Here is a 235-nt window from a genome sequence, read left to right on the forward strand (position 1 = left end):
AGCTCTTTTCAGAAAATGGTTTATAAATCCGGGTGCTTTTTGCAGCGGAAGAGAAAATGGGAAAATTGATTAAATATGATATTTTTGAAAAAGGTAAAGAGGGCGCACTCGAATTCGATTTAGAAGAAGATGAAGAAGCGATTATTACCGACTTATGCCTAAAACAATTAGACGAGGCGATGAATAAATAAAAAACCGGACTGCTGCCCGGTTTTTTTACATATGAAGAATGCGC

At 36.6% G+C, this 235-nt stretch carries 1 protein-coding gene; it reads left to right on the top strand.

From position 1 onward, the window contains the following. Positions 1–32 precede the first annotated feature (32 nt). On the top strand, positions 33–191 hold the full coding sequence (locus ACYP5M_RS26785) for a DUF6509 family protein (RefSeq protein WP_459735759.1): 159 nt from the start codon (positions 33–35) through the stop codon (positions 189–191). Positions 192–235: the final 44 nt, after the last annotated feature.

Source organism: Peribacillus sp. N1 (assembly GCF_054600815.1).